The organism is Gelidibacter pelagius, from assembly GCF_017581925.1.
Lineage (GTDB): Bacteria > Bacteroidota > Bacteroidia > Flavobacteriales > Flavobacteriaceae > Gelidibacter > Gelidibacter pelagius.
Window position 1 is genome coordinate 34,142 of the sequence record NZ_JAGEVG010000022.1, and the last position, 23,443, is coordinate 57,584.

16 protein-coding genes, 2 tRNA genes and 1 rRNA gene are annotated in these 23,443 nt (G+C 37.7%); 7 read left to right on the forward strand and 12 right to left on the reverse strand.

Going from position 1 to position 23,443, the window contains the following annotated elements:
* Window positions 1-40 precede the first annotated feature (40 nt).
* Window positions 41-3,901, reverse strand: a complete 3,861-nt coding sequence (porU, locus tag J4051_RS16195) for a type IX secretion system sortase PorU (RefSeq protein WP_208234924.1) — start codon at window positions 3,899-3,901, stop codon at window positions 41-43.
* 327 nt (window positions 3,902-4,228) lie between these two features.
* Here porU and gldJ point away from each other — a divergent pair, with 327 nt between their 5' ends.
* On the forward strand, window positions 4,229-5,899 hold the full coding sequence (gene gldJ, locus J4051_RS16200) for a gliding motility lipoprotein GldJ (RefSeq protein WP_208234925.1): 1,671 nt from the start codon (window positions 4,229-4,231) through the stop codon (window positions 5,897-5,899).
* A 69-nt stretch (window positions 5,900-5,968) separates the two neighbouring features.
* Window positions 5,969-7,252, forward strand: coding sequence for a UDP-N-acetylmuramoyl-tripeptide--D-alanyl-D-alanine ligase (locus J4051_RS16205; RefSeq protein ID WP_208234926.1), 1,284 nt, complete (start codon window positions 5,969-5,971; stop codon window positions 7,250-7,252).
* Between the two features lie 85 nt (window positions 7,253-7,337).
* On the opposite strand, the gene J4051_RS16210 is transcribed toward J4051_RS16205, so the two are convergent.
* The 9 genes from J4051_RS16210 to J4051_RS16250 all read right to left on the reverse strand — a co-directional run bounded on the left by J4051_RS16210 (window position 7,338) and on the right by J4051_RS16250 (window position 14,744).
* Complete coding sequence (locus J4051_RS16210) at window positions 7,338-7,481, reverse strand: hypothetical protein (protein ID WP_208234927.1); 144 nt, start codon at window positions 7,479-7,481, stop codon at window positions 7,338-7,340.
* 150 nt (window positions 7,482-7,631) lie between these two features.
* Window positions 7,632-8,810 (reverse strand): ATP-grasp domain-containing protein, encoded by a 1,179-nt coding sequence (locus J4051_RS16215; RefSeq protein WP_208234928.1) that lies wholly within the window; start codon window positions 8,808-8,810, stop codon window positions 7,632-7,634.
* A 988-nt stretch (window positions 8,811-9,798) separates the two neighbouring features.
* A tRNA-Val gene (locus J4051_RS16220) sits at window positions 9,799-9,873 on the reverse strand.
* Between the two features lie 41 nt (window positions 9,874-9,914).
* Window positions 9,915-9,989: transfer RNA gene (locus tag J4051_RS16225), tRNA-Val, on the reverse strand.
* Between the two features lie 62 nt (window positions 9,990-10,051).
* A complete protein-coding gene (locus tag J4051_RS16230; protein WP_208234929.1) occupies window positions 10,052-11,272 on the reverse strand; it encodes a bifunctional folylpolyglutamate synthase/dihydrofolate synthase in 1,221 nt (406 codons plus the stop codon).
* Window positions 11,273-12,160, reverse strand: coding sequence for an energy transducer TonB (locus J4051_RS16235; protein ID WP_208234930.1), 888 nt, complete (start codon window positions 12,158-12,160; stop codon window positions 11,273-11,275).
* Window position 12,161: 1 nt separating this feature from the next.
* Window positions 12,162-12,554, reverse strand: coding sequence for an ExbD/TolR family protein (locus J4051_RS16240; protein ID WP_208234931.1), 393 nt, complete (start codon window positions 12,552-12,554; stop codon window positions 12,162-12,164).
* 221 nt (window positions 12,555-12,775) lie between these two features.
* Window positions 12,776-13,471: a MotA/TolQ/ExbB proton channel family protein gene (locus J4051_RS16245; RefSeq protein ID WP_208234932.1), complete on the reverse strand. Its 696-nt coding sequence runs from the start codon at window positions 13,469-13,471 to the stop codon at window positions 12,776-12,778.
* Between the two features lie 208 nt (window positions 13,472-13,679).
* The gene (locus J4051_RS16250; RefSeq protein WP_208234933.1) at window positions 13,680-14,744 is read right to left on the reverse strand and encodes an anhydro-N-acetylmuramic acid kinase; all 1,065 of its coding nucleotides are present in this window, start codon (window positions 14,742-14,744) and stop codon (window positions 13,680-13,682) included.
* A 91-nt stretch (window positions 14,745-14,835) separates the two neighbouring features.
* On the opposite strand from J4051_RS16250, the gene J4051_RS16255 reads away from it, so the two are divergent.
* From J4051_RS16255 to J4051_RS16275, 5 genes are all read left to right on the forward strand, one after another.
* Window positions 14,836-15,978: an acyl-CoA dehydrogenase gene (locus J4051_RS16255; RefSeq protein WP_208234934.1), complete on the forward strand. Its 1,143-nt coding sequence runs from the start codon at window positions 14,836-14,838 to the stop codon at window positions 15,976-15,978.
* A gap of 463 nt (window positions 15,979-16,441) precedes the next feature.
* Window positions 16,442-17,899: an SUMF1/EgtB/PvdO family nonheme iron enzyme gene (locus tag J4051_RS16260; RefSeq protein WP_208234935.1), complete on the forward strand. Its 1,458-nt coding sequence runs from the start codon at window positions 16,442-16,444 to the stop codon at window positions 17,897-17,899.
* Between the two features lie 12 nt (window positions 17,900-17,911).
* On the forward strand, window positions 17,912-18,766 hold the full coding sequence (locus J4051_RS16265; RefSeq protein WP_208234936.1) for a T9SS type A sorting domain-containing protein: 855 nt from the start codon (window positions 17,912-17,914) through the stop codon (window positions 18,764-18,766).
* A gap of 207 nt (window positions 18,767-18,973) precedes the next feature.
* Window positions 18,974-19,633, forward strand: coding sequence for a hypothetical protein (locus J4051_RS16270; protein WP_208234937.1), 660 nt, complete (start codon window positions 18,974-18,976; stop codon window positions 19,631-19,633).
* Between the two features lie 9 nt (window positions 19,634-19,642).
* Entirely contained in the window at window positions 19,643-20,701 is a 1,059-nt protein-coding gene (locus J4051_RS16275) for a T9SS type A sorting domain-containing protein (protein WP_208234938.1), read from the forward strand.
* Window positions 20,702-20,742: 41 nt separating this feature from the next.
* Here J4051_RS16275 and J4051_RS16280 read toward each other — a convergent pair whose 3' ends face one another.
* Together J4051_RS16280 and rrf are read right to left on the reverse strand one after the other, a co-directional pair.
* On the reverse strand, window positions 20,743-23,184 hold the full coding sequence (locus tag J4051_RS16280) for a helix-turn-helix domain-containing protein (protein ID WP_208234939.1): 2,442 nt from the start codon (window positions 23,182-23,184) through the stop codon (window positions 20,743-20,745).
* Between the two features lie 155 nt (window positions 23,185-23,339).
* Window positions 23,340-23,443, reverse strand: a 5S ribosomal RNA gene (rrf, locus tag J4051_RS16285); the annotation flags it as partial.

Genomic DNA, 23,443 nt, shown 5'->3' on the forward strand with positions numbered 1-23,443 from the left:
CCAATATGTATTTAGCAAATATAAATTATTATTGTTATTATTATAATATTACGAGTTTCTGGATCTTCTCAACTTGCTTATTAAGTTGATTGGATCTTACTTTTAGTTTATAGACATAGACACCTTTTCCGATTTTATCTCCAAAATCATCGCGGCCGTCCCAAACAATATCTCTTGACAGTGTCGAGGCACCTTCATTACAACATCCACCTGCATTGGTTTGACTATTTATAGTTTTGACAAGTTTACCTGAGATGGTGAATATTTGTATAGAAACGTCTAAAGGTTGCGAACTATTGTGATTGAACCAAAATTCTGTGTAATTAATGAATGGATTAGGATAATTTAGAACATTTTCAATCTTCAGTTCTTGATCTTTATCATGCACCACAAACTGAATTTCGGCAATCCCTGAGTTATTATAAACGTCCCAAGCTTTTAGGGTCAACGTATGAAGCCCTGGCTCTAAATCACGAAATGGATAAGTGACCTCTCCCTTAGTATAGTCATCTACTTGCGCTCTATAATAATCATTCAACACGAATGGATTGGTTTCATCACCATCAATAATGGCAACAATATCATGTCCAATACCACTTGCGGTATTGATCCCATTACTGTCTTCCAGTTTTGCCAAAAGCGTGGGCGCTTCATTGGTAATACCACCTGAAACAAAACTTTCGTCATTCATATAAAGCTTCACAATAGGCCCTGTAGTATCGGTTTCGGCATTTTCATTGATGCCTCCCACTAAAATATCAAAACTTGCCCCTGCTTGATCTTGCAAAGGTGTTTCTGATTTGGCATAAAAACTCACTTTTCCATTTCCCACTGGTACTCCAATATCTCTGGGAACTACAAATTCAAAATCAAAAGCACCATTGGTTACGGAAACTTGACCTATAAATATTTTCTCGCCCAAAGTCGTAAAATCCATTTTGATCAATTGCCCATTCTGAGCTATATTGTTATTGGCCAATGTTTGGCGTTCTATATTTTTGTCAAAAATAGTTGCGGTAAGAACGCCGTTGTAACCCGTCATTAAGTTTCCTGAAGGATCCAAAACCTCTCCGGACATTTTAATTTTACTCAATGCTTTTAAAGTATCATTGGTTTGGCCTAAGGGAACGTCATTAATTTTGGTGAGCTGAATATTAGGTTTTGCGAAAGCCAATTTCATGGCTGGATCACCGATAAAAAACACCAAGCGTCGTTGTTGAATACCAGAAATGGAAGGGTCCGTTTTAGTTAGTCGCAAAGCTTCGGCCATTGTTGGATAGTCGTTTGATCCAAATCCAAATAGATATTTTTCTAACTTTATATTGAAGGTAACCCCAACACTTACAAAAATTTGACGTGTGGTAGTTATCAAGGCAATGGCACCACCTTGGGTATTCCAATACGTGTATTCTCCTGCAGTGGGACGGAACGGGTTATCAAATCGCGTATATTCGCAAGTCACCGTTACAAAACAATTAAACTTACAGGTATTTCTTATTTCCTGTGAATCGTTTTTATCAAAAATACGTTCAGAGGCCAACCCGTCTTCACCACCATGTCCAAAATAATTGACGACCAACGCCCCCACTTCAATCGCATCCTTAATCGCTTTATTTACTGCTGGATAACGTTCACCACTCGCTGAAGACTCTTGCTGAAAGGCGTCTGAGTGGATCTTGACCACGTTTAAAAATGGTTTTTCGGCTGTAATGGATTGTCCTATCTCATCGGTTGTTTCCTGTAGAATACTTTCCCAAGCAAAATCAACATCATCAGACATGACCACAACGTTATTTCTCCAACTTCCGTAGGATTCATCTTGGTAATACAAGTCAATCTTATCTACCATTTCCTTAGCACGTTGAGGCGTTTCTGCCAAAATTCTTCCAACAGCAATATCCAGCTTATTTGAAGCTCCCATATCACCTTCATTAAAATCCATCATCCCAAAAAAATCATCAGAAACGAAAGCATTGGTCAAACTAAAACTATCCAATGAATGCCAAGATGGGACGATATTGGTATTGTTTGGAATTCTATCCTTATAATCAAAAGAGGCATCTCCAAAAAGACACAAATATTTTAGGCGTTTATCCGGAGCACTAGCATTGTGGTACACATAACGAACTAAGTTTCTGATAGCAGAAACATCCTGATTTCCCGAACTGAACTCTGTATAGATTTCATTTAAGGTCACAACTTTCACATTGAGATTGTTTTGCGTTCTATTGATTTGCGCCAATCGCTCCGCCTGAGAAACTAAATTATTTGGGGAGATGATAAGATAATCAATATCCTTAAATTGACCTTGTTCATCATTAAAAATGGTGCCCTTAATATTTTGATTGCTGACACTTGTTTTGCTCTCTCGTAAAGGCTCGTAATAATCTGATGGCGTTACTGCCAAGTAGGTTTTGGAAATTCCAGAAATTGATTTAAAATTCATTACCGAACTCCCTTCAGTGTTCGCAACAGCGGTGACATCATATTTATTAGTGACATCCCAAATTTCTGAAACTGAAGCAGCGTTAGTCATGCTATACTCGACAATCCCTGGTGTACTTGCCACCTGATTGTTCTTGAATATGAATTGTTCGCCTTCAAAAATGAGTCCGCGAGTAGCTTCAATAGATATATAGTCTAAATACCCGTGAGATGTTGGGTTTCCTGAATTGTTGTAGTTAAGATTGACAACAACATCCGGTGAGTTAAGTATGACCCTATTATTAAAGAACTTTCCATCTGCCAAAATTGGCGAACCAATTGGATTAAATCCAAAATTCGCTACGACATTTGAATTGACCTTAACCTCCATACTCGTAGCCACTTCAGCAGTTGAGGCAGCAAAAACTTTAATGTGGGCCGGTTCGGAAAGCACAAGATTAGGAAAATTAAACTTAAACTCCTGTTCATTTTCAATATCAAACCTCTCGCCAAACCAACGTCTTCCAACACGTACAATATTAATTTCATCAATTTCATGAAACTGATAATCCTGGAAAGTATTCACCAAATAAGTTGAAGCGCTTGCAGGCTGCGACATGTTCTGGATGCGTTTGCCAGCACCCCCACTCACATTGACATAATAATAACTCTTGTCAGTAAATATGTTGTTATTGGTATTACTTTCAACATTGTATCCGGTGGGACCTTCGGCATAAAATAAGATATAGTCATCACTATTGAATTCGCCGTCTTCTTCACCAATAAACTTTATGGCATTTTCCGTAAGATCAATTGGGTAAGGTTCAGAATTGGATAATGGTAGCATGGCACCTCCATTTCCGTAAATTTTAATAGTGCGCGGATCTACCGTGTTTGTATTCACGCCCAATGAATTCAAAAAGCCTCTGGTCAATTTAAAAACCCCAGACTTATCGACATAAAATCGGTACCAATTTCCTGAATTGAGCACGGAATTACTAACGTTATGGGTTTGATAGGGATATGCAGTGGAAGTTCTGCTGGCAGTAATATTATAAGAAATAGAAAACGACGTGATTTTTTTATAAACGCCATTGTCCTTAATAATAGGAGTTACTTCAAGATAGGCATGTGATTTATTTCTGGCCGTTGTATTTTCAAAATGCAATTTTGGAACTGTAGGAATTGATTCAATAGGAATTGATAGCAAGTCTTCGGCAGAAATATTAGTGTAAGACACATTGGTCAGCGTCACTGAATTTTTATTGATCTTTCCATCTGATACCCATTCTGCAAAGAATTTGAGGCCATTATTAGTATCAAAATTAAAATGATCTTTATCAAAATAAGGTACGGTTATGGCGGAAGATTCTGTTTCGAGTACAATGCTGCCATTCCATATAATGTCGAATCGCTTTTCTTGGGAAAAACCTAAAGATGATATTAAAATAAAAAGTAATAGTAACTTTATTCTCATTAGTCTGTATAAATCTTTTTCAAAAAACAACTGCAATCTAATACTATTATCACCAACTGAAACAGCTAATTATATAGAAAGATTAACGTTTGCTCGCATTTGTTAGTATAAAGTCTCCAATTTTTATCCAAAATTACAACAATAATTACTTTTTTACACCGTTATTGAAATACTGAAAACACCGATAAAATCGCCAAAAGTCCGACGTCATGTTCGAAAAAAGGGATGAAATGCAACATTTTTTCAATCTATTTGATAAAAACGCTTGTTACTTTCTCTTTAATTACTATATTGCGTCACTAAATTTAATCAGCTTACTTAAAAAGTATGGATATGAAAAACATCATTAATATAAGGATCGCATTTGCCCTAATGCTCTCTTTAGCAATGGTTGGATGTAAAAGATCTTCATCGTCAAACCAATCCAGAGCAACTGGATGGAAGATAAATGACAAGAATGGAGGCTTTCAATACAACACCAATTTTAAAGAACAAGAAACTTCCCCAGGTTTAGTTTTTGTTGAAGGTGGAACCTTTACCATGGGAAAAGTGCAGGATGACCCTATGCACGATTGGAACAATACACCTAACCAACAACACGTTCAATCCTTTTATATGGATGAAAGTGAGGTGACCAACAAAATGTATTTAGAATATCTGGATTGGATCAAACGCGTATACCCACCAGATGATCCTAATTTTAAATTGATTTATCAAGGTGCCTTGCCAGACACTCTAGTCTGGAGAAACCGTCTTGGTTATAGTGAAATGATGACCGAGAACTATTTGCGTCACCCAGGTTATGGTGAATACCCTGTGGTTGGTGTAAGCTGGATCCAAGCTGTTGATTTTGCCAGTTGGAGAACAGATAGAGTCAATGAATTGTACTTAGAACAAGCTGGTTATTTAAAGAGAGATGCTCGCGTAACTGACGTGAATGCTGACGCTAATTTCAACACAGACACTTATATCAATTCTCCGAGTTCTACGTATGGTGGGAATGCAGAAATTCTTGAAGGTGGAAAAAGAAGACAGCAAACTGACGTCGATGGCAACCCTGTTAATGTGTATGCCAAAAGAGAGTCAGGAATTATATCTCCAGAGTATCGTTTACCTTCTGAGGTCGAATGGGAATATGCAGCGCTTGGCTTGAATGAACTAAGAAACTATAACTCTATCCGTGGTAGAAAAAAATACCCTTGGAGTGGTCAATATACCCGTTCAGGTAAAAGAAAGACTAGAGGGGATCAATTAGCAAACTTTAAGCAAGGCAAAGGGGATTACGGTGGTATTGCAGGATGGTCTGATGATGGCGCTGATATTACGAACAAAGTAAAATCATACTTGCCAAACGATTTCGGAATTTATGATATGGCCGGTAACGTTGCTGAGTGGGTAGCTGATGTCTATAGACCTATTGTTGATGATGAATTTAATGACTTCAACTACTACCGTGGTAACGTTTATACCAAAAATGCTATCAATGAAGATGGTACAGTAAAAGTTGTAACTTCTGAAGATATTGTTTATGACACTCTGAGTACCGGACAAATTGTTCCTAGAAACTTACCTGGTACAATATTACAAGTGCCTATCAACGGTGAAGACACCTATTTAAAAACAAACTTTGACGCCAGCGATAATCGAAACTTCAGAGATGGGGACAGAAGATCATCACGCTATTATAGTGATAACTTTAATGAAGATGAGAATGGAACTGAGACAAAACAGATGTACAATTCTCCAAGACATGAAGTAACACTTGATTCAACTGGTGCAATTGTAAGAACAATTGACAAGTCAAATAACAGGACTTCTTTAATCAATGATGATGTAAGAGTTTACAAAGGTGGCTCATGGAAAGACAGAGCATATTGGATCGATCCAGCTCAACGTCGTTATTTCCCACAAGACATGGCGACTGATTATATTGGTTTTAGATGTGCAATGTCAAGAGTTGGTTCCAAATCAAAAGGAAGCCATAAGACAAGACACTAAGTTTTAATTCAATAAAAAAATCATAAAAGTCCTAACCTTGAGTTAGGACTTTTTTATTACATTTATTTCATGAATATCGAACAACTCTATCAGCATTTTAAGGAGTGTACAACTGCGTGTACCGACACCCGAAAAATCGATAAAAACAGTCTCTTTTTTGCATTAAAAGGAGATAACTTTAACGGAAACGAATTTGCGAGCATTGCTTTGGAAGCAGGTGCTAAATATTGCGTAGTTGATGAAAAGCGATATGCAATAGATCAACGTTATTTATTGGTGGAAAACGTTTTAGAGACATTACAAAACCTTGCGACATTCCATCGAGACAAATTAGCTATTCCAGTAATTGCACTTACTGGAAGTAATGGAAAAACCACCACTAAAGAATTGATCAACGCCGTGTTGTCAAAGAAATATAAGACTACAGCCACCATAGGTAATTTAAACAATCATATAGGGGTCCCATTAACCCTCTTGCGAATGAATGAAGCGACAGAAATTGGAATTGTGGAAATGGGCGCCAACCATCCCAAGGAAATTGGTTTATTGGCTGCGATTGCTCATCCAGATTATGGGCTGATCACCAATTTCGGCAAGGCACATCTTGAAGGTTTTGGAAGTATTGAAGGCGTTATCAAAGCAAAATCAGAGTTGTACGATTATTTAATGGCCAATCTGAAAACAATTTTTGTCAATGAAAATGATCCTCTCCAAGTCCAACAAACACAAAATTACGACAAGGTCTTTAAATTCGGATTGCGCACCTCCACAGATACGATGCTGGAAATTATCAATACGCAACCTTATGTTACCCTCAGTTATAATGGATCTGTGATTAAAAGTCAACTTACAGGCACTTACAATTTTAATAATATAGCTGTGGCAATTGCAGTTGGATCGTATTTTAAAATTGAGCCAAATCATATCAAAAATGCCATTGAAGATTACACCCCAACCAATAATCGATCACAAATCCTAAAAAAGGGAAGCAATACTATAATCATGGATGCCTATAATGCCAATCCAACAAGTATGATGGCGGCTCTAGAAAATTTCAAACAATTAAATCAAGGAGGAAAGATGATTTTTTTAGGCGATATGTTCGAATTGGGTAAAACTGCAGAAAGCGAACATCAGTCCATTGTGGATTATCTCGAACAGAACGAATTAGGAAAAGTTCATTTAATCGGTAAAAATTTTTATAAAACGAATGTCACACATTCAAACATTCAGAAGTTTGAAACTTTTGAGGCTTTAAAATTAAATCTTCAACAGCATCCTATTAAAGATTCTTTTTTATTGATTAAGGGCTCAAGAGGCATGGCTTTAGAGCGGATTTTAGAGCTTTTGTGAATTGAAATTGATCAAATGTTCACTTCTTACTGATTACGATTGCTTGTGTACGGTCAGCCATAAGTTTTTTATAAAACAAAAAGATCTATGACTTCGCTTTTTTGATAATCGCCTTCAGTCGCTCCTTTCGAAGTACTTTTTCAGCTTTCTGCTTATTTATTTTTCTATTAAGCAGTTTGGTGTGTTTGGCCTTATTTTTAGTGTTTTTTTGACCTTTAGGTTTTGGCATGATGGTGTGTTTTATGAAATTTATCTTCTCAATCTTTGAAGTCTGTAACTTGGGTTCTCCTAAACATATTAATTTCATGCCATTGTTGTTGTTTCCGCTAGTAAACCAAGTATGGAATTTGGGGCTATCGGCCGGCCAGACATCCAGTTTTTAGATTGGCAATTGCAATTTTCTAATATATTTACTTAAATCAGAATTAAGTATGTTTTTTAGTTCCATTTTATTTCCTTCACTTGTTTCAGTAAACAGTATTCCAAATGCAGGATATTTGTTAAAATCCAATTTTCTAATCACTAGTATATTTTCTAAATCCAATTTAAGAATCTCAAAATCAAAATGAGAGATTTCTGATGGTTTAAATCCTGAATTATTGTTTAATAAAATGATGCTATGAATTTCATCTTTTTTAGTCTTGAAAATCTCATCCCAATTTGGTTTTTTGTTTTCAATAAAATATTGGTATGAATTAAACTTAAAGGCATACCACGCGAGATCGCCAGTGGTACACCACCCACCAAATCGTTGAGGGTTTATTTCAATTGGCCGTATTACCCCTTCCTTGTCAATTCTAACCTCTATATGTAAAGGAAAATTTTTCAAATCTGCCTTTTTCCCTATGGGTTTTAAAAACTCCTCGACGCTGTCTTTGTACTTACGAATTATACTTTCGGACGTAGAATAAACCCTGTCACTAACATCGGAACTTGAAGAAAACATATGATGTAATATATTTAAAATCACTACTTCTCCCTCATTATTAAAATAGGCATCAATCGCGAATTCCTCGCCTTCTATATATTCTTCAATAAGAAAAACAGAAGCATCCATGACGTCTTTTGGATAAATACTCTTTAGATTGTCATAATTCAATTCCTTCTGAACCCTAGTCCAATCAGCCTTATTATGAACCACATGTACGCCAATACTAAAAAAACCTACGGAAGGTTTAATAACAAACGGCTTCTTTAATTCATCAATATCTAAAGTTTGAATTTCTTCCATATCAATCTTTCTAAACAGGAAGTCTGGAAATAAATCACTAATTAATTCCCTAAACTTAAACTTATCTTTGAATAATCGTATTTGCTTAGGTAGATCTGTTTCTTTTAGATTATTGAAAATCCATGTTAATGCATTCTCGGAATTCGTATATACAAGTGGATTTGAGCTATTTATAATTTTAAATTTCGCATCTTTTTCAGAAATCCAATTTAAAGAATCATCACTTATCATTGATCTGGCTTCTTTAGTAGAAATAATTTCAAAATTATGTTCTTTAATAGTTCTTAAAAGAAAATCTGAAATATAGGGATGGTCTATGAGTATCAATTTTTATTATAAATATCGTTTATCTTTAATTATAATCATTGCTAAAAGTAAATAACTTCCTGTTATAAATAGAAAGATTAAAAAAAGAGTATTAAGAATATGATCTTCTAAAACCATCTGTACGGAACCAAAATAGAACACAACGATCTGCTTGGTTTTTTGGGACCCTAAAACTCTTGGAGTATCTACCTCGGATCCGAACATTGGATTTTCCAGCCATTTTTGATCTGTGGATAAAAACCCTACGTAATCAACTTGAAACTTCAGGCATTGCTGGTATTTTCCACCAAAACCTTTTTCTACGAATTAAAGACTTTAAACTTTAAAGAGAGGGAATTTGGCAAAATTGAAGTCATTGATTTGAATGTTCTCCAATTGGATCAAGTCCGTTCATCTAGAGCAAAACCGATACTGCAAAACTGCTCGTAGCAGGCGGGTAGAATCCCGTGCGCTTGGCAGCGCACTGCGGATTTTTGTTTCCTGAAAACTCTCAAGTCTGCGACATGTAATTTCTAAAAGGGGATTAACTGCGTTGATCCAGATTTAGTCAACTCCTGCAAACCTGCCCGTAGCAGGCGGGTACAGTCCCGTGCGCTTGGCAGCATACTGCGATTTTTGTTTCCTGAAAATCCTCAAGTCTGCGACTTGGGATTTCTAAAAGGGGATTAACTGCGTTGATCCAGATATAGTCAACTCCTGCAAACCTGCCCGTAGCAGGCGGGTACAATCCCGTGCGTTTGGCAGCACACTGCGGATTTTTGTTTCCTGAAAATCCTCAAGTCTGCGACATGTAATTTCTAAAAGGGGATTAACTCCGTTGATCCAGAGCAAAACCGCTCCTGCAAACCTGCCCGTAGCAGGCGGGTACAATCCCGTGCGCTTGGCAGCGCACTGCGGATTTTTGTTTCCTGAAAACCCTAAAGTCTGCGACTTGGGATTTTCAGGAAACAAAAATCCCGATGCTCTCGCATCGGGATTGTGCTTGATGTGGTCCATACTGGATTCGAACCAGTGACTTCCACGTTGTCGACGTGACACTCTGAACCAGCTGAGTTAATGGACCTGCTGTCTATAAAAAAAGTCCATACCATGTATGAACTTTAGTGGGCGATGAGGGGTTCGAACCCCCGACCCCCTCGGTGTAAACGAGGTGCTCTGAACCAGCTGAGCTAATCGCCCTGTTACGGGATTGCAAATATAGATTAGTTTTTGATATCGCAAAAGCTTTTTTTGAAAAATATTTAAATTATTTCGGCCACAACAAAAGTACTGCCACCTACATAAATAACATCAGCTTTTGTAGCATGCTGTTTAGCGCTACTTAAGGCCTCTTGCACACTGTTATACGCATTTCCTTTAAACCCGTTCGCTACGAAAATATCTCGTAGCACATCTGCTTCTAAACCGCGCGGAATATTGGGCTTACATAAATAATACAAGGCATTCTTGGGCAATAAAGACAATATAGATGCTACATCTTTATCATTGACAACTCCGAAGACCATGTGAAGCACTTTATAAGGTTCCTTTAATAGTTGCGCCATCGCATAATGTAATCCTTCTTTGTTGTGCGCAGTATCACAAATAATCTTAGGCTCCTCTTGCAAGATTTGCCATCTTCCATTTAAACCCGTATTCTTAACCACCTTCACAAAACCACTCTTGATGGCATCTTCTGAGACTTCAAATCCGTTTTCGCGTATGACTTGCGTTGCACAAAGAACGGTAGCTTTGTTTTTTTTCTGATAATCTCCTTTGAGATCACTTTCATAATCATTTATGACTTCCACCTGATCCGCAAAGTGAATCTCAGCATGACGTGTAGCTGCGATTTCCTTAAATACATTTTTGGTTTCCGGTTGGGTCTCTCCTATGACCACAGGGACATTAGATTTAATAATCCCAGCCTTTTCAAAAGCAATGGTCTCTAAGATGTTTCCTAAAAACTGGGTATGATCCAAACCTATATTGGTAATTATGGATAGCTCTGGAGTAATAATATTGGTCGAATCCAAACGACCTCCCATGCCGACTTCAATTATCGCAATATCTACTTTCTCTATTGAGAAATAATCAAATGCCATTCCCACAGTCATTTCAAAGAATGACAGTGAATGACTTTCAAAAAATGACTTATGCTTTTCAATAAATTCAACAACGAAGGCTTCACTTATTTCCTTCCCATTGATTTTAATGCGCTCTCTAAAGTCCTTTAGGTGTGGTGATGTATAAAGTCCCACCTTGTAGCCGGCTTCCTGTAAAATGGAGGCTAACATGTGGCTCGTGGAACCTTTTCCGTTGGTTCCAGCAACGTGGATACTTTTAAAATTATGTTCTGGGTGATGGAGATGTTCTGCGAATTGGAGTGTATTGTCCAAGTTGGCTTTATATGCAGTCTTACCTTGGTTTTGATACATTGGTAACTGCTTAAACATCCAGTTGACAGTATCTTGATAGGTCATTTATTGAGTAACGCTAAAATCGATTTTCACAAAGCCTACTTGAGTCGCTGGTGCTTTTGGATCGGCAGGCCATTTATAGGTAAGCGCCGTCTTTCTCGCGGCTTCATACAAGCAGATATTTCCTGTAGTTCCTTTTTTTCCAGGAATAGCATTCACAACACGACCATCTCTGTTGACATGAATTTCAACTACAACCCTACCTTCTTCATCACAATCAGGAACAACCTTACTATTAGAAGGCTTCCCTCTCCCTCTCAAACCATAGCCGCTTCCGCTACCGCCACTTCCTGTACCAGGTTGTCCAAAATAACTTGGCGCATACGGATCTCCATCCAATTGTCCTTTATCTCCCGGTTTGCCGTCGTCACCTTCTCCACCAGTAGTTGTACCCTCTGATTTTTTAACCCCGCCTATCAATGCATCCAACTTCGCTCTTTTATCGGCCTCTTCTTGACGTTGTTTAGCTTCAGCTGCTTCCTTGGCTTTCTTTGCACGCTCAACCTCGGCCTTTGCTTTTGCCTCAGCTTTCGCCTTAGCATCTGCTGCCTCTTTTTGCTTTTTCATGGCAATGGCTTCAGAATTATCTTCGGTTAACACCTTTTCAGCAGGTTGCTCTGATTTTGTTGGTTCTGTTTTTTCTTCCTCGACCTTAGTTTCCTTAACAACAGGCTCACTTACTACCTCTTTTGGCTCAGATTTAACAGGCTTAAGCGGTTGCACATCGCCACTACCTACATCTGAATCACCAAAATTAACAGCTACTCCGTATTCTAAAGGAGGATCCATATAAGGAGGACCAACCACAAATAACAACAACAGCAGAATAACCACAATAAGTGTGGTAATTTTTGCAGAATTGCGTTCATGTTTGGTTTTTAGGTATTTCATATTAATTAGGCTTTACAGCCAAAATTACTTTAAATTTATTTCTATTGGCAATGTCCATGACTTTGACAACATTATCTACAGGTACTGATTTTTCTGCTCTTAAAACAATGGTTGGTTGATCTTGATCAGTAAGTACATTTTTCAATTCAAGCTCCAGAACACTTTCCCCAACCAGTTTTTGATCGATATAATAATTCAAATCTTTTGTAATACTGACCGCTACAGATTTTTTGTTCTCTGTTTTCCCATCTGCTTTTGGCAACAGAATATCAATCGCATTAGTGGTCACCAAAGTTGATGCCAACATAAAAAATATCAATAACAAAAAGACAATATCCGTCATTGACGACATATTGAACTCTGGTGTTACTTTATTTCTTCCTCTTATATTCATAGTTAAGTATTACTCAAAATTATCATTATTCTAACGGCTTCTCATGTGATCCCGATAACAAGTGCCGTCATATTTAAGCTCTCAGCTGCATCCTATGCAACTACTTCCGAAAACCGTCAACTGCCTGCCCCTTCCATAGCATTTTGCGGTGGCGGGAAGACCGTTCACTGCTGACTTCCGACTGCCTACTGAAAACTGTCAACTGAAGACTGCAGACTAAATTAAATCGGCTCGTTCAAGTGATCTAAAAACTCTAAAGAATTGGCTTCCATTTGATGGACTACTTTATCAGTTTTAACCACCAAATGATTATACGCCATATAAGCGACAATACCAACAATCAAACCTCCAACGGTTGTCGTCATTGCGGTATAAAGTCCGTCGGCCAACAATTTGATATCAATTTGTCCACCGGCGTTAGCAATTTCAAAGATGGATAGAATCATCCCAATGACAGTTCCTAAGAATCCAATCATTGGCCCCACACCAGAAATTGTAGCGAGAACACTCACATTTCTTTCCAATTCATACACTTCCAATCGGCCTGCACTTTCGAGAGCTGTACTAATATCTTCCAACGGCTTGCCAATACGACTGATCCCTTTATTGATCAAGCGCGATACCGGCGTATTGACTTGGGCACATAATATCTGTGCCGAATCTGTTTTACCATTGGTTACATGATCCTTTATTTGATTCATGAAATTTGAATCTATTTTTGATGCTGCCTTTATAGCAAATAATCTTTCGAAATAAATATAGATCGCAAAAACCATCAACACAAACAAAATGGCGATGATGACCATTCCGGCAGTTCCTCCACTTCCGATCAATTCAATAATTGATAATGTCTTTTCAACTGATTCTGCTTCCGGAACTAGTTCCACTCCATCTTGAATAGTACTCTGTAATATCATATTAAAACTTATTAAAATTGATGTAATTAGTGTGTAAACGTACAAAACTTAACTTAAGTATATTTTAAAATCATGTTCTTGTAAACATAAATACTTCGGTACCTCGACTGAATAATATAGCCTGTTAAAAAAGTGGGCCTTTCGAGCCCGATTTTCCATCGCAAATATAAAAAACTAAGCATCGCTTTGAATCAATTTGGCAATATTTTTAAGGATAATAAATTTGACCGGAACTATGGTCATTGAAAGCCCCTGTAACACTACTCAAGCAGTTGTTTTCATTGCGAAGTCTAAGCACTCCTAAAAAGCCAAATATAAGAGCTTCTTTGTTGTCTATAATTGACCTTTCGGGGACAATAATGACATTTTGGGTTTTATCGGATAAACATGCGATCAAAAACTCATTAAATGCCCCGCCACCAGTGGTAAGAACAGATGCCTTACTTTTACAATTTATTTCATTAGAGATTTGAACGGCAATGTGCTCAACGAAAGTTCGTAAGACATCTTTTACACTTAAAGAAAATGAATCAATTAATGGGAAAATTTCTGTTTTGACCCATTCCAACCCCAAAGATTTTGGATACGGAGTTTTATAAAAGCTCAACGCATTCAATTGTTGTAATAATGTTTGATTTATAGTGCCTGACGCTGCAATTTTCCCTCCATCGTCATAATCTAATCCCAGTTCATTGACATAACGGTTAAGTACAATATTAACCGGGCAAATATCATACGCAATCCGCTGTCCGTTTATTTCGGAAGAAATATTCGCAAACCCTCCCAAATTCAAACAAAAATCATATTTCGAAAACAAAAGCTGATCACCAATAGGGACTAATGGCGCACCCTGGCCACCTAAAGCAACATCTGCAACTCTGAAATCGCACACGACAGTTTCATTTAAAATTGAGGCAAGCTTAGGCAAATTACCTATTTGATAGGTCAATTTATTTTGCGGTTGGTGCAGTGCAGTATGCCCATGGGAACACACGGCATCCAAATTGGAAAGCTTGTTTTTGCTTATAAATTGATGAATTGCATTTCCCAAAAATTTGGTGTAATCTTCATCCAATTGCAATAATTCTGTCTTGGTCAAAGTCACCAAATTTTTCAGCTTTTCAACCCAAACAGATGGATAGCCATAGGTTTCTGCCTGCAATATTTCGAAATCCCATCGGTCGTGATGCGTAAAAGAACAATGTGCAATATCTATCCCATCCAAGGATGTGCCTGACATCACGCCTATAACGTTGTAGTAATTTTTAATCATAGATGTAAAAATAGTTATTCAAATTGATAAAATAGTAGTAAAACCTTATCTTTGCGTTCGTTTTTTAATGAACCAACAATTATCTTACAACATGGATTTTACACTAACCGAAGAACATAAATTAATACGCGAAGCCGCTCGCGATTTTGCGAATACCGAACTCCTTCCTGGTGTCATTGAACGTGACAACAAACAAAAATTCCCAAAAGAATTGGTCAAAAAAATGGGAGACCTCGGTTTTCTTGGACTCATGGTAGACCCTAAATATGGCGGCAGCGGGATGGATGCTATTTCTTATGTGTTGGTTATGGAAGAATTGTCTAAGATAGATGCTTCTGCTTCCGTGATTGTTTCTGTAAACAACTCCTTGGTCTGTTATGGATTGGAGGCTTTTGCCAGCGAAGAACAAAAGCAAAAATACTTGACCAAACTTGCTACTGGTGAGTTTATAGGAGCTTTTTGTTTAAGCGAACCTGAAGCTGGAAGTGATGCGACGTCTCAAAAAACAACCGCGATTGATAAAGGCGATCATTATGTGATTAACGGCACTAAAAACTGGATTACAAGTGGAGGACGTGCTGATGTTTACATTGTTATCGCCCAAACGGATAAGCATAAAGGATCTCATGGGATCAATGCATTTATTGTTGAAAAAGGCACCCCTGGATTTGATATTGGCCCTAAAGAAGATAAATTAGGAATTAGAGGAAGTGATACGCACACCCTTCAATTTAACGATGTGAAAGTTCCAAAAGAAAATAGAATTGGTGATGACGGCTCAGGGTTCCGTTTTGCAATGAAAACACTTTCTGGCGGACGCATCGGCATTGCCGCTCAAGCTTTGGGGATTGCTGCTGGTGCTTATGAATTGGCATTGAAATATTCAAAAGAACGTAAAGCATTTGGAACAGAAATCTGCAACCATCAAGCCATTGCGTTTAAGCTTGCAGATATGTATGTAGATATTGAAGCAGCTCGTCATTTGGTAATGAAAGCAGCTTGGGATAAAGACCAAGGCAATAATTACGATGTATCGAGTGCTGTAGCAAAGTTATTTGCCTCTAAAGCAGCAATGGAGCATACGGTTGAAGCCGTCCAAATCCATGGCGGGAACGGTTTTGTTAAAGAATACCACGTAGAACGCTTGATGCGTGATGCGAAGATTACCCAGATTTATGAAGGTACGTCAGAGATTCAAAAAATAGTGATTTCGAGAAATCTAATTAAGGAATAACACTTTTTATAAATAGGATTATGAAAGACTCAACTGAACGTTGGGTCTTTTTTTTTTAAATAGATTAAAAACTCATCTAATTATATAAGATAAGTACGCAAATATTCAGTTTGCTTCTAATTTTCAGCTAATTCAAAATCAAACCTTTCAAGATTTCGCACTTAGCTTAAACCTTTAAAGAACCCGTCCACTTTCGACTTGAAACTTATGGTTCGCTTTTACCAACTGCACATAATTTCTGACCAAATTCAGTTCAATTTATTCTATTGATACATTTCAATAATTTTCATAGAGTTTCTAAGCCTTCTTTATTAGACACAAAATGCTGATTACCAACACGCTAATCACGACTTATAGTATCATCTTACGTTACATATATTGCACACTTTGGTACAATAGTGCTATCCCTTCTAACAGACAATAGGTAATTTTAAATAGAATATTAACTCATAAATTAATACAAATGAAAAAAATAGTTACGCTTTTTTTAGCAAGCCTGTTTTACTTTACTTCCTATGCTAATAATATTACGGTTAGTAATATCTCTTTGGAAAACTTAAATGCACCCAATTGGGTACAGGTTGAATTTGATTTAAGTTGGGAAAACTCCTGGCGATTAAGTGCTGGACCATCCAATTGGGATGCGGCATGGGTGTTTATTAAATTTAGGGTGAATAGTGGGGAGTGGATGCATGCACAATTGTCGCAAACCGACTTTGTCGCTGCCGCCGGAAGTACTATAGATGTATCAAGTGACGGTGTTGGTGCTTTTGTTTATAGAGATAGTGACGGAAGTGGCGACCTGAATTTACAGAATATGCGTTTACGCTGGGACTATGGATCTATTGGGAACAATGATATAATAGATGTACAGGTGTTTGCTATAGAAATGGTAAACGTACCCGAAGGCGCATTTTCAGTGGGGAGTCCCGGGACTGAAGTGGGAAAATTTTATTCAAATCTTCCCTCAATACCCTATCAAATAAATTCTGAAAACGCCATAACCGTTTCAACTGGCACGGGTAATCTTTACTATAGCACTGCTACGGCCGGTTCAAGACCAGGTGACCAATTAGGACCAATACCTGCAGAATTCCCAAAAGGTTTCAATGCCTTTTATTGTATGAAATATGAAATGACCCAAGGGCAGTGGGTAAGTTTTTTCAATACCCTTACTGCGCTTCAAAAATCTTCGAATGACATTACTGGTCCTGATGGAAAGAATCAAGATACTGCACTTAATAGAAATACAATTTCATGGGAAGAAGGTAGTGCTTCCGCAACAACAACATCACCCGATGTGCCTCTTAATTATGTGTCAAACAAACTTTTATTGGCATATTTGGATTGGGCTGGGCTTAGGCCTATGACCGAACTGGAATATGAAAAAGCATGTAGAGGTCCCGTTGCTCCAAAAGCAAACGAATTTGCTTGGGGCAGTGCAAATATTGCTTCAAGACCATATAATTTAGTCAATGATTCTCAACCAAATGAATTGATTTCAAATCCAGAGCTTGGTACAGGAAATGCGCTTTATAGTCCTACCAATGGCACTCCTTCCGGTCCTAAAAGAGTGGGTATTTTAGCAGCTAGTGCAATTAACAAAACCAGAGAAGAAACAGGTGGTAGCTATTATGGAGTCATGGAATTAACTGGAAACATGTACGAACGTTGCATATCAGTTGGCAATCCAGAAGGTCGCACGTTTACAGCAATTCATGGAGATGGGTTGTTAACAAATACAGGCTTACCAAATGTAAGCTCTTGGCCAGTTACTTATAATACAGGCATAGGCTACCGAGGCGGGTCGTTTTTTAATGGTTCAGACTTTATACGGGTTTCGGACAGATATGATGCAGCAAGTGTACTGGCCGGTGCAAATAATAGACTTGGCTTTCGTGGCGTGCGTTCAGCCAACTAAAACTATAAGGTTATGATTCGCAAAATTTTTTCAATAATAATTGTCGCCATAATTACTTGTGATTTTGTCCACGCACAATACACAGGAGGCAGAGATGATGGCAGTGCAAAATCCTCACTACATGGCAGTCGACTTTCTGGTGAAATAGCATCATTCACTGTACTCTATCAAGGAAGTTCTGGAGATGGTTTTGACGCACTTTCGAATCAAGTATTGTTATCAAATCCGTATTTCAAAATATATGGCGGAAGTATTGGTGACGGATTCTCACAAAACAGTTCAGTAGTAACAATAAATGGGAAAAACATCAACAGTCTGTATGCTGGAGCTTCTGGAGATGGGCATTCACAAAATGACGTCCAAAGTTTAATCGATGGAGAACGTTTAAGCATGTTGTTTACGGGGAATATTGGTGATGGTTCAGACTTTGCAATGTTAAGCTCAGTGTTTTTGGAAGGTTTCTTGGTAGATATTTTTCAAGGCGGCAGTGGCGATGGGTTTTCAAGCCTACTAAAATCAGAGAATTATTTGACAGGACTTATGCTGACCTTATATGATGGTGGAAATGGTGATGGCTTTTCAGCAAATGCTTTTACATCAACTTTAACTTTGGACATAATTGAGCAATTAAAGGAAATGAACGTCCTACTTTATCCAAATCCCGCCAGCCATATCGTACATATTAAACCAAACGACGGCATCATAATTACTTCCATTCAATTATATGATATCTCTGGCAAAAAGATAAATGTGACATTATCTGATGAAAAAACCTTGGACGTAACCAGTTTATCGAATGGCATTTATCTTTTGAATATTTTCTCAGAAGACGGAAGCGTTTCAAAAAAATTAGTTATTAAAAAATGATTTAATGGACTGCTATTTTTAACTACACAACAAAATTGTTAGTTATTAAGCATTGTCCATTAGTCGTGTTTTAAGCAGGCTATCAACATATAAGTTTTAATAATGGATAATAAAATTTATACCATAATAATAAAGGCTCGATTAGATTTAAACTAATCTTGGTGGGAGACCCTTAAAAATTGAAAATAATTATAAAACCATAATTTTATGAAAACACTACTAACTCCAATTTTCGGACTAATAATGATATTGTCAACAAATGCCCAAGTAGGCGTCAACAACCCCAACCCAGAACAGGCACTCGACGTTAACGGAAAAGTAAAAATTACAGATGATGCCACTGCGCCAACTGCAGGCACCATTCGTTACACTACCGTTTCTGATGACTTTGAGGGTTACAACGGAACGCAATGGAAATCGCTAACTGAACAAAAAAGCAGCGGCACGCCCAGTGACCCAGTCCCGTACTTCGGGCGCTCCAATCCCGTACCTGTTGGCAACGCGCTAGGTAGCCCTGGTGTAGTAACACTCCAATCCTGGGAGAATTATGCCGCCACCTTTAGCACCGTCCCTTCCGGCAAATTCTTCTTGGTTACCCGTATCCAGGTGCAAGACAACAACCTGACCACAATGTTTGAACGGATGGACTGTTACGTATACGCCCAAGGCTCCTCTGTCAGGACCAATACGCAGGTTCGCATGGTTGGTTCTAACCGGGAATTGGTCACCTTAACAGGAGATCAATCGAACCCACTCCTAATTCTGAGGCCAGGGGATCGGATCGCTATTTTTAATAACTCCCAGGCTTCAGAGACGACCCTTAACGTCCTTATCCACGGTTTTCTGGTAAATGCACTGGACTTTTAACCAAGCGTCATGAAAAATATAATTCTATTTTTAATCTTTACGGTATGCCAGTTTTCATTTGGGCAACAAGGACTTTACATTTCCTCGGAGGGATTCCTCAATAATGAAAACAGTGTCATTACCGTTGTTAATGGCGACTTTGTAAATGAAAGCAGCACCGAATTTAATGGTGGCACGCTCCAAATGAAGGGTTTGGATGGCAACTCCCATCGCATCGAACTAAACAATGAAAACACCATTGATTATTTGGAACTTTATGGCACCTCTTCCTTTGAACTCAACGGTCAATTAATACTGAACAAGGAAATTTTCTTGAATGACACTTCCAGTTTCATGATGAATACTGGTAGTTTTGTAACCCTTGGACCAACAGCAGAAATTGTTGGCGAAACCAATACCAACGCGATTACTGGAGCAGACGGCACTTATATTAAGACGACAAGAGACCATACGGCAGGCGTAACCAATGATTTTGGTCTTATAGGTATGGTAACTTATACCGGAAGTACCTCCATGGGAAACACGGAAGTTTTTAGACGCTATGGAACTTTTGACATTGATGGAAACCCAACCGTGAATCGGTATTATGAAATTAACCCAACCGTTAATTCTGGTTTGGATGTAATGGCGCATTTCTATCTTTCTGATGTTGATTTAAATGGATTAGAACGCTCAAGTCTTGCCGGCTTTAGAAGTATTGATAACGGAGTGACGTTTACCAATGAAGGCGGCACCTCGGAAACTTTTTATCATTCCGTTTCCAATATTGATGCTTTTTCAATTTGGACTTTTGCCGATGCTTCCACTTTATATATCGAAGACTATGATGCGAGTGCTTTTTTAATATTTCCAAATCCTGCAAATCATATCGTGACCTTGTATTCAAATAACAATCAGGCCATCACTGCCGTGGAGCTCTATGATGTTACTGGCAAAAATATAGGTATAGAGCTAGGCCCAAATGAAAACTCATTAAATGTGTCCCATTTATCAGATGGGATCTATATCTTAAGGCTATTATCGGAAACTGGGAGTGTTACAAAAAAATTAGTCGTTAAAAAAGAATAGAAAAAAGAGTCATAGAATAGGCTTTAATCTAGGTGGCTATTCTATTTCTTTAAAAAATTAAGAACCAATCTTATGTCACTATAACTGTATTTTGGATCCAGCTTATTTTTTAATTCTGAAAGACTCTCGAAAGATTGTTTTGGAATAAGTTCAGACAACTCATTAAAATGTTCTTCAGAAATCAAATCGGTAGCTTTAACTTCTCCAGTAGTAACAAATTTGGATAAATGTCCAAAGATTGTTGTTTCAACGAGTTCACGTTCTGCTGCTATTTCTGAAAGCGTTTTCCCAGATTGGTATAACTCTAAGGATATTTTATCTGATTCACCCTTTTTTTGTGTCTTTTTGGGTTCTGGGCGCTTTTCAAAGACGATGGTATCATCAGTTTCAATATCATTTTCCTCACAATAGGCTTTTATGACTTCAAGAATTTGGGTCCCGTATTTTTCGACGCGTACTTTACCAAAACCATTGATCTCCAAAAGTTGTTTTTTGGTTACGGGAAGCACTTCACAGATCTCATAAAGGGCTTTTTGAGTAAAAATTTGATAGTGGATCAGGTCATTTTCATGCGCGATTTCGTTTCTTAATTCTCGTAACATCTCAAATAACTCAATATTGACGGTACCATCAATAACGGATGCTCTTGATTTCTTCGGTTTATCTTTGGTCAAGAATATCGATTTGGCTCGCAGTTCCAAAAATTTATGTGTAGAAAATCCTTCTGCCAATCCATTAAAATAAGAGAGTTTGGCGGCGAGAAGTTCTTCGATAGTATCCAAGCTCTTAATGAGATCATTTTCGATCGCCTTATTATCTGTAGAATAATTGAAGGATTTTAAACTTTCGACAATACATTTTTCGGTTTCCGTTTTGAAATAGACGATCGCCTTTTTAAATCGCTCTTGAATCGTACTATTGGTTTCAGGCAAATTCTCATCATCCGAAATTTGTTTCAATTGATTATTGAAACTATTACTTAGCTTCAAAAAATTGGTGATCCCATCCTTCATGGTGGTTAATGGTGATTCCACATTTCCTTGGATACTGCCTCTGTTTTTATAAAATATATCCAACAACCGATTGATAGGATACAAGAATTCATAGAAATCAAATATCTCATGAATAGATTCGAGTTGAAATGCTTTTTTAGCAAACTCTAAAACTTCCTCGTCAGGTTGATTTTCAGCCGATGATTTGGTAAATGCACTGACTTGTTGGTCATTGATAATTTGACTCGAATCAATTTTACTTTTTAAGACAAGGCCCTCCAAAGATTTACATCGACTCAAAGCGACATAGGTTTGCCCATGAGCAAAAGCGCCCTGGGCGTCCACTATAGCCTTTTCAAAGGTCAAGCCTTGACTTTTATGAATGGTAATGGCCCATGCCAAACGCAACGGGATTTGAGTGAAGGAACCAATTTTGTCTTCGGTAATTGCTTTTGTTTCTGCATTAACAGAGTAGTTGATATTTTCCCATTCTTCTCGTGTGGTGTTAATGTTATAATCGTCATCAGGACATTTGACGACCACCTTATCTTTATCCAATAAAATGACCTTACCTATCTTTCCATTAAAATAGCGCTTATCAGGTGAGCTGTCATTCTTAATGAACATCACTTGTGCTCCCACTTTTAAATGGAGTTCCTCGTTATTAGGAAACGCATGATCTGGAAACTTTCCTGAGATTTTCGCAGTATATTTATATGCTTTTGTAGTTAACGCATCCAATTCTTTCGCGTTGACCTGCTCCGCCCTATTATTATGAGTGGTCAGTGCTATATAACCTTCTTTTGGATCGGGTTTAAAATCCTTTATATAACGTTTATTCAATTCGTTTGCCGAAGCAAGTGAAAGTGTATTGGTTCTGATTTCGTTCAGAATCTCAATAAACTTAGGGTTCTCTTGCCTGTAAATATGTCTAAGCTCAATGGTTATAGCATTGCAATTTTGATAAGCCAGACTGCTAAAGAAATAACCCGTTTGATAATATGGTTTTAGGAGTTGCCATTCGTTTTCTCTAATGACTGGAGATAGTTGCTGTAGATCGCCAATCATCAAAACTTGAACGCCTCCAAAGACTTTATTTCTATTTCTGAACCGCTTTAAAGTCTTATCAATCCCATCCAATACATCAGCGCGTACCATACTGATCTCGTCAATAATCAGTAAATCCATAGACTTAATAATATCGATTTTAGTTTTGCTGAATTTTCTATTAAAACCCGATGGATTATGGAAGTCTGCATCCGGTAAGATGGGACCAAAAGGCAGTTGAAAAAAGGAGTGGATGGTAACTCCTTTTGCATTAATTGCCGCGACACCAGTTGGCGCAACAACGACAATACGCTTTAAAGAATTGTGCTTTAAATTATGTAAGAATGTTGTCTTTCCAGTTCCCGCTTTTCCCGTTAGGAAAATACTTTGATTGGTAGTGTTGACAAAACTCCATGCCAATTCAATATCTTTATTAGTCTCCATTATAAGGTATTAGATCACAACAATTGAAAATACGACAATTGCATAATATTTGAATGTCTTATGGAGTAAAATTAAGCTATTTATGAAGAGTTAAGCTAATGAATATGACCTATATAAACAAAAAATCCCCAACATTTCTGTTGGGGACTCTCTAAAAAAGGCGACGACCTACTCTCCCACGAGATGCAGTACCATCGGCGCAAACGGGCTTAACTTCTCTGTTCGGAATGGTAAGAGGTGAGCCCCGTCGCTATAACCA

Bases quoted from the DNA above. Each gene is read 5' to 3' on its own strand.
- J4051_RS16270 (WP_208234937.1), top strand. From the start codon at position 18,974: ATGAAAACACTACTAACTCCAATTTTCGGACTAATAATGATATTGTCA.
- J4051_RS16255 (WP_208234934.1), top strand. From the start codon at position 14,836: ATGGATTTTACACTAACCGAAGAACATAAATTAATACGCGAAGCCGCT.
- J4051_RS16265 (WP_208234936.1), top strand. From the start codon at position 17,912: ATGATTCGCAAAATTTTTTCAATAATAATTGTCGCCATAATTACTTGT.
- J4051_RS16240 (WP_208234931.1), bottom strand. From the start codon at position 12,554: ATGAATATAAGAGGAAGAAATAAAGTAACACCAGAGTTCAATATGTCG.
- J4051_RS16250 (WP_208234933.1), bottom strand. From the start codon at position 14,744: ATGATTAAAAATTACTACAACGTTATAGGCGTGATGTCAGGCACATCC.
- J4051_RS16245 (WP_208234932.1), bottom strand. From the start codon at position 13,471: ATGATATTACAGAGTACTATTCAAGATGGAGTGGAACTAGTTCCGGAA.
- J4051_RS16235 (WP_208234930.1), bottom strand. From the start codon at position 12,160: ATGAAATACCTAAAAACCAAACATGAACGCAATTCTGCAAAAATTACC.
- J4051_RS16260 (WP_208234935.1), top strand. From the start codon at position 16,442: ATGAAAAAAATAGTTACGCTTTTTTTAGCAAGCCTGTTTTACTTTACT.
- J4051_RS16275 (WP_208234938.1), top strand. From the start codon at position 19,643: ATGAAAAATATAATTCTATTTTTAATCTTTACGGTATGCCAGTTTTCA.
- J4051_RS16210 (WP_208234927.1), bottom strand. From the start codon at position 7,481: ATGCCAAAACCTAAAGGTCAAAAAAACACTAAAAATAAGGCCAAACAC.
- gldJ (WP_208234925.1), top strand. From the start codon at position 4,229: ATGGATATGAAAAACATCATTAATATAAGGATCGCATTTGCCCTAATG.
- J4051_RS16280 (WP_208234939.1), bottom strand. From the start codon at position 23,184: ATGGAGACTAATAAAGATATTGAATTGGCATGGAGTTTTGTCAACACT.
- J4051_RS16230 (WP_208234929.1), bottom strand. From the start codon at position 11,272: ATGACCTATCAAGATACTGTCAACTGGATGTTTAAGCAGTTACCAATG.
- porU (WP_208234924.1), bottom strand. From the start codon at position 3,901: ATGAGAATAAAGTTACTATTACTTTTTATTTTAATATCATCTTTAGGT.
- J4051_RS16205 (WP_208234926.1), top strand. From the start codon at position 5,969: ATGAATATCGAACAACTCTATCAGCATTTTAAGGAGTGTACAACTGCG.